6 protein-coding genes and 4 tRNA genes are annotated in these 6,208 nt (G+C 45.6%); 2 read left to right on the top strand and 8 right to left on the bottom strand.

The genetic code is table 11. From position 1 onward, the window contains the following. The 5 genes from HMPREF3091_RS18345 to HMPREF3091_RS18325 all read right to left on the bottom strand — a co-directional run. On the bottom strand, positions 1–190 hold a 190-nt coding region (locus HMPREF3091_RS18345), incomplete at its 3' end, for a GTP-binding protein (protein WP_004090890.1). 116 nt (positions 191–306) lie between these two features. Then, positions 307–382 (bottom strand) — tRNA-Thr (locus tag HMPREF3091_RS18340). A gap of 7 nt (positions 383–389) precedes the next feature. Further along, a tRNA-Gly gene (locus HMPREF3091_RS18335) sits at positions 390–464 on the bottom strand. Positions 465–588: 124 nt separating this feature from the next. Further along, positions 589–673, bottom strand: a tRNA-Tyr gene (locus HMPREF3091_RS18330). Between the two features lie 21 nt (positions 674–694). Then, positions 695–770, bottom strand: a tRNA-Thr gene (locus tag HMPREF3091_RS18325). Between the two features lie 376 nt (positions 771–1,146). Here HMPREF3091_RS18325 and HMPREF3091_RS18320 point away from each other — a divergent pair. Together HMPREF3091_RS18320 and coaA are read left to right on the top strand one after the other, a co-directional pair. After that, positions 1,147–1,689, top strand: a complete 543-nt coding sequence (locus tag HMPREF3091_RS18320) for a GNAT family N-acetyltransferase (RefSeq protein WP_070717848.1) — start codon at positions 1,147–1,149, stop codon at positions 1,687–1,689. 224 nt (positions 1,690–1,913) lie between these two features. Then, positions 1,914–2,861 (top strand): type I pantothenate kinase, encoded by a 948-nt coding sequence (gene coaA, locus HMPREF3091_RS18315; protein ID WP_004092550.1) that lies wholly within the window; start codon positions 1,914–1,916, stop codon positions 2,859–2,861. A gap of 85 nt (positions 2,862–2,946) precedes the next feature. Here the strand turns inward: coaA and birA are convergent, their stop codons facing one another. The 3 genes from birA to HMPREF3091_RS18300 form a co-directional block, all read right to left on the bottom strand. Further along, positions 2,947–3,906, bottom strand: a complete 960-nt coding sequence (birA, locus tag HMPREF3091_RS18310; protein ID WP_070717845.1) for a bifunctional biotin--[acetyl-CoA-carboxylase] ligase/biotin operon repressor BirA — start codon at positions 3,904–3,906, stop codon at positions 2,947–2,949. Beyond that, positions 3,903–4,940 (bottom strand): UDP-N-acetylmuramate dehydrogenase, encoded by a 1,038-nt coding sequence (gene murB, locus HMPREF3091_RS18305; RefSeq protein ID WP_070717842.1) that lies wholly within the window; start codon positions 4,938–4,940, stop codon positions 3,903–3,905. The genes birA and murB overlap by 4 nt, the downstream gene beginning before the upstream one ends. Before the next feature lie 141 nt (positions 4,941–5,081). Continuing rightward, positions 5,082–6,029: a siderophore ABC transporter substrate-binding protein gene (locus tag HMPREF3091_RS18300; RefSeq protein WP_070717839.1), complete on the bottom strand. Its 948-nt coding sequence runs from the start codon at positions 6,027–6,029 to the stop codon at positions 5,082–5,084. Between the last annotated feature and the right edge of the window lie 179 nt (positions 6,030–6,208).

Genomic DNA, 6,208 nt, shown 5'->3' with positions numbered 1-6,208 from the left:
TGATGGTGATACCACGAGCTTTTTCTTCTGGCGCATTATCGATCTGGTCGAATGCACGAGCAGAACCACCGTAGGTTTTAGCCAGTACGGTAGTAATCGCAGCGGTCAGCGTTGTTTTACCATGGTCAACGTGGCCGATAGTACCGACGTTAACGTGCGGTTTTGTACGTTCAAACTTTTCTTTAGACATCGATTGTCCCTCTAAGACACGGATAAATCGGTGATATCACCACATCAACCAAGCAAATGATTTGTATGCACTAGCTGAATATTTTACAGAATGAAATCAGAGGAGGAGAAAAGAAGTGGTGCTGATACCCAGAGTCGAACTGGGGACCTCACCCTTACCAAGGGTGCGCTCTACCAACTGAGCCATATCAGCACATACTTGGAGCGGGCAGCGGGAATCGAACCCGCATCATCAGCTTGGAAGGCTGAGGTAATAGCCATTATACGATGCCCGCATCCTAGAACTCGGCTACCTGATTGTTCTGTAGAGTTTTACATCAACGAAGTGAGATCCTCATTGATGTATTTTGAGATGTAGGACTAAGCTACATCCCATGCCCTATCTCTAAGGCGAATAAATGGTGGTGGGGGAAGGATTCGAACCTTCGAAGTCTGAGACGGCAGATTTACAGTCTGCTCCCTTTGGCCGCTCGGGAACCCCACCACTTGGTGTTGCTATACTTGATGGTGCCGGCTACCGGAATCGAACTGGTGACCTACTGATTACAAGTCAGTTGCTCTACCAACTGAGCTAAGCCGGCATCAAGTGGGTCGCATTCTAGGTAGTGATCGTGCTCTATGCAACAAAAAAATTCATTTTTGCGCACCTTCGGTTAGAAAACAGTCAAAAACGCCCGTTTACTTGTTTTCTAGCTCATAAAATAACAGAAATTTGGCGCGAATTCGCCCTGTAATACCTTTGTCGATATTGCGCTTACCGCAATTGAACACCGAGCGGAAAAATGAATATTCAGAGCAAGGTCACATTTCTAAACGCCCCCATTTTGCGCGCCCTGCACCATAACCAAGCAAAAGCTACACTTATTTGTGCTGTCTCCCCACGTAAAGCGCGGTTCTTCATACTTGGCCTGCTCTTTGCTTCTCTGGTGTTATTACCCCCTTTTGGAGGAATCACCGATGAAAATTGTTCTGATTAACGATGCGACCTTACCGGTCTACCGAAAAGAGCTCGCGCTGCTGCTCACGGATGCCGTAGCTAATGGGGCCTCCTTGGGATATGACACACAAATCGATCATTACGACGCCGAATGTTACTTTCACAGCTTGCGTCCACTGGTTGCTAAGGGAGAACTCTTATTGTGGATTGCCCGTGATGAACATCGCGTGGTGGGTACCGTACAGTTAGCCCTATGTCAAAAGCCAAATGGACGTAATCGCGCCGAAATACAAAAATTGATGGTGCACAGCAGCGCGCGTCGGTTGGGTGTTGGTCATCAGCTCATGGCGGAACTTGAAAAAGTAGCTTTGCTGGCTAACCGTGGGCTTCTTTATCTAGATACGCAAGCAGGCTCAGCGGCAGAAGCCTTCTATCTAACTGAGGGCTATCGTTGCATGGGGGAAATCCCTGATTACGCCTGCACCCCGGATGGTCAATATCATCCCACCGCGATTTATTACAAACGACTATTTGCCGTTACTCAGTCAGCAAAAGCCAGCTAAGTTCTCCTAGCGGTAGCACTTTCCTTTTTAGCTACCGCTTTTTTCCGCCCTATTCATACTGCTACTTTCTTGATTGGATTCCCCCCATCACGTAGATTGAGTCAAAGTTTTTGAAAAAAACTCTGCGACAAAGACGAAGCTGATTATAATGTGCAGCTCGTTATCCATCTGGAGTTGGCGTCTGGCGCCGTTCCCGACCCGCGCTAACAGGCAGAATTGGGCATATGAAGAAAGATCAATCATTGGCGACACCGTATCTACAGTTTAATCGCCAACAATGGGCTGCATTGCGTAACTCCGTGCCGTTAACCTTAACGGAAGAGCAGATTGCTAATCTCAAGGGTATTAACGAAGATCTTTCGTTAGAAGAAGTTGCTCAGATATATCTGCCGCTTTCTCGTTTACTCAATTTCTATTTTAGCTCTAACGTTCGCCGTCAAGCCGTGCTTGAACAATTTCTAGGAACCAATGGCCCTAGGATCCCTTATATTATTGGGATCGCTGGTAGTGTCGCCGTGGGTAAAAGTACAACTGCTCGCGTGCTACAAGCGTTATTAAGCCGTTGGCCTGAACACCGTAAGGTGGAATTGCTAACCACAGACGGCTTTTTGCATCCTAACAAGGTGTTGCAAGAACGTGGGCTAATGAAAAAGAAAGGTTTCCCGCAGTCCTACGATATTCAGAACCTCGTTCGCTTCGTATCCGAGATTAAATCCGGTGCACCTAGAGTCACTGCGCCACAATACTCGCATTTGATCTATGACATCGTGCCTGATAGCTGCAAAGTTATCGAGCAACCGGATATTCTTATTCTGGAAGGATTGAACGTTCTGCAGAGTGGTATGGATTACCCTCATGATCCACACCGCGTTTTTGTGTCTGATTTTGTCGATTTCTCTATTTATGTGGATGCGCCGGAAGAACTATTACAGGGTTGGTATATCAATCGATTCCTGAAATTCCGCCAAGGGGCATTCTCCAATCCCGATTCTTATTTCCATCACTACTCTCAGCTTCCAGAATCAGAAGCCGTCGAGATTGCGACCGGTCTATGGAAAGAAATTAACGGATTGAACCTGAAGCAGAATATTTTGCCAACCCGTGAACGAGCCAGTTTGATTATGACTAAAGGCGGCAATCACGCCGTTGAAAGCGTTCGTTTACGTAAATAATGACAATTCGCCGTCTTCGTTAATAAAAAGGGCATCCGATAGATGCCCTTTTTGCTATGTACATTGCCATTAGACGTCTAACTATTTATGCGCCGCGCAGTGAAATTTCACCACCAATAAATGGCTGAATCTCGCCGTCTCTATCAAGCAATAATGCCCCTTGAGCATCGATACCTCGCGCAATACCATAAATTTTCTGCTCTCCAATCAGCAGATTAACGGGGCGATCGATAAAGTTATCTAGCTCACGCCAGCGCTCGACGAAAGGTGCTAACCCGCGTTTTTCAAAATCAACCAACGTATCGCGTAAACGCTTTAACAGACGGGCCACTAATTCATTTCTGTTGATCTGAACACCCGCTTCCTGCAGGTTGATCCATTGCTGATTAACAATTGAAGTATCGGGAGAACGCATAGATAGGTTAATACCAGCACCGATCACAATGTTTGCAGCATCGCCGGTTTTTCCGGTAAGTTCGACGAGAATGCCGGCTAGTTTCTTATCATTCAGATAAAGATCATTTGGCCATTTTACTTTAACGTCTGGAGCACCAAGTTCGCGCAATACCTCCGCCATAACGATACCAATGACTAGGCTTAACCCCATTGCGGCCGCTGGCCCCTGCTCCAAACGCCAAAACATAGAGAGGTAAAGATTCGCACCAAAAGGAGAAAACCAGTGGCGTCCACGGCGCCCACGGCCAGCTTGTTGATACTCAGCTACGCAGGCATCTCCGGAGCGAAGATCATGAATTCGGTCGAGTAAATACTGGTTGGTAGAGTCCACGACAGGGAGTACCGTAACACGCCCATCCTGCAGTTGCTCGGTGATCTCATCCTCATCCAATAGCTGCATAGGTGCTGGCAGGCTGTACCCTTTGCCAGGTACGGTAAAAACATCGATTCCCCAATCGCGAATCGTCTGTATGTGTTTGTTAATGCCCGCTCTACTCATGCCGAGTACTTCGCCAAGATGCTCGCCGGAGTGAAACTCTCCATCTGAGAGAATATTAACTAGGCGCAGGGGAACGCTGATATCTTTCATGATAAAACCTCTACAGCGTTAACTTCACCAACCGCGGATATAAAACGAACCTCAGGCTCTAACCATACGCCAAACTTCTGTGCGACGCGATTACGTACGGCTCTGGCTAGCTCAACGACATCCCTACTTGTTGCACCATCTAAATTGATGAGTACCAACGCCTGATGTTGATGTACCGCTGCACCGCCCACTTGGAAACCTTTTAGCTCACACCGGTCGATTAACCAACCCGCAGCTAACTTCATCTCACCAGAGGCTTGTGGGTACATTGGTGCTTCAGGAAATTCGGACTTAATCTGCGAGGCAACCGCTGCACTCACAACAGGATTTTTAAAGAAGCTTCCTGCATTCCCTGTTTTTTCAGGGTCTGGTAGCTTAGTCATTCGCATATGACAAACAGAGTCAAACACTTGTTTAGGCGTCACAGTTTCAGGTGAAAGCTTAGCTAAATCACCGTAGTTTAAAACAGGGTGCCACTGCTTCTCTAACCGTAGCCCTACGGCAACAATCGCATAGCCGTCTCGATAACTATGTTTAAAAACGCTTTCTCGGTAGCCAAACTGGCACTCATCCGCTGTTAAACGAAACGACTCATTTGTACGTAAATTCAACACATCAACGTATTCACAAACTTTTTGGAACTCGATACCGTACGCGCCAATATTTTGGATCGGTGCCGATCCTGCACATCCAGGGATCAAGGCAAGGTTTTCAAGCCCTGACATTCCCTGTTCAAGCGAATAGCGTACTAGCTCATGCCAATTCTCACCTGCACCAACATGCAGCCGCCAGCTATTCCAATCTTCAGCCACACTGATTCCCTTGATTCGGTTAAGCAGTATGGTTCCGACAAAGTCTTCTAAGAATAAAACGTTACTACCGTCACCTAAGATCAGCACCGGCTCTTGTCGCTCGACAGCACAGCGCCATGCTTCCGCCAAAGCGTCAGGGGAAGTGGCAGTGATGATATTTTTTGCTTGGGCATTAATACCGAATGTTGTGAATTCAGTAAGTGATGTATGGCTATTAGACATGAAACAAGGATCTCATCCTGACTAAACTGTGCCTAGTCTAACCGATCCTTTGCCTGATTTTTGGATAAATAAAGATAAAACCGAGATTGCAAAATAATGTGTCTAATTGGCGGTATATAGCTATACCGCCGTTGCATGAAACTAAAGTGCGTTTGCCACTTCTGTCATCTGTGCAGCCGTACTCTCTAGCCCACCGCCAGACAAGTACCAAAGATCAGGCGTGAGATATACTACTTTGCCATTTTTAAATGCCGCCGTTGAACGTAACTCTGCATCTTCAAATTGCATTTTGTTTAGCGGAGTAGCACCAATGGCTACACTACGATCAACAATAAAAATCACATCTGGATTTGCTTGGGCAATTTCATGCGTCGTGAGCGGGACTCGTTTTTTCTTATCCGCACTCTCTTTCTGTATTACCTTCGCTGGCTTCATGCCTAAAACGTCAAAAATGATAGGCTGATGAATTACAGCAAACCTACCATCATTATGAATTAGCGTTAATGCAGACAGCTGCGATGGCTCTTTTTCTGTCTTGATAGACGTTAATTGTTGGGATAAGAAATTGATTTGGCTCTTAGCTTCTTCTTTTTTATCAAAAATAGCGCCCAGCAACTCTGCATTTTTATTAACCGACATTAAATAATCTTTAGGGCTTGTTGTCAGGCTGATAGTTGGTGCAATGACCGACAGTGCATCATATGAACCACCTTGACGCCCCGTGATAATAATCAAATCAGGCTGAAGTAGTTGAATCGCTTTCAGATCGGGTTCTTTCATCCCCCCAACGACAGAGACTGCAGGAGACACTTTATCTTTTATATAGCTAGGAATCGATTTTGGTAGCCCCACAACACGACTGGTTAGGCCCAATTTATCTAAGGAGTCGTAGGTACCAAAATCAAAAATAACCACACGCTGAGGGTTCTTATGGACCTTAGTGACTCCAGCTGCATGCGTAATACTCAGTGTATCTGCAGTAGATGAAGTAACATGAGCAATCACTGATTTTTCTGGCTCTTTGGCTATTGCTGAATAACTGCTCAAAGAAAGAATAGAGGTAAGGATAACAACTGAAATGTTTTTCATAATGCGCATCCAAGCGTAAATAAGAGATTCGCATTCTAAATTGGGGGGGAAATATGTCAATGCAATTGATAATTGATATCATTAATATGTTAAGAGCAAATATGTTTGTTCATAAAACAATCAATTTTATTCAAGATTTCAATAACAAAAAAGCCCCATGCTTTCGCATGAGGCTTTTT

The organism is Hafnia sp. HMSC23F03 (genome assembly GCF_001816025.1).
Classification (GTDB): Bacteria; Pseudomonadota; Gammaproteobacteria; order Enterobacterales; family Enterobacteriaceae; genus Hafnia; species Hafnia paralvei.
Note: the sequence above shows the minus strand (reverse complement) of the source record. Positions and strands in the feature narration are given on the sequence as shown.

Excerpts from the sequence above, each read along its gene's own strand:
- HMPREF3091_RS18320 (WP_070717848.1), top strand. The coding sequence starts at position 1,147 with ATGAAAATTGTTCTGATTAACGATGCGACCTTACCGGTCTACCGAAAA.
- coaA (WP_004092550.1), top strand. The coding sequence starts at position 1,914 with ATGAAGAAAGATCAATCATTGGCGACACCGTATCTACAGTTTAATCGC.
- birA (WP_070717845.1), bottom strand. The coding sequence starts at position 3,906 with ATGAAAGATATCAGCGTTCCCCTGCGCCTAGTTAATATTCTCTCAGAT.
- murB (WP_070717842.1), bottom strand. The coding sequence starts at position 4,940 with ATGTCTAATAGCCATACATCACTTACTGAATTCACAACATTCGGTATT.
- HMPREF3091_RS18300 (WP_070717839.1), bottom strand. The coding sequence starts at position 6,029 with ATGAAAAACATTTCAGTTGTTATCCTTACCTCTATTCTTTCTTTGAGC.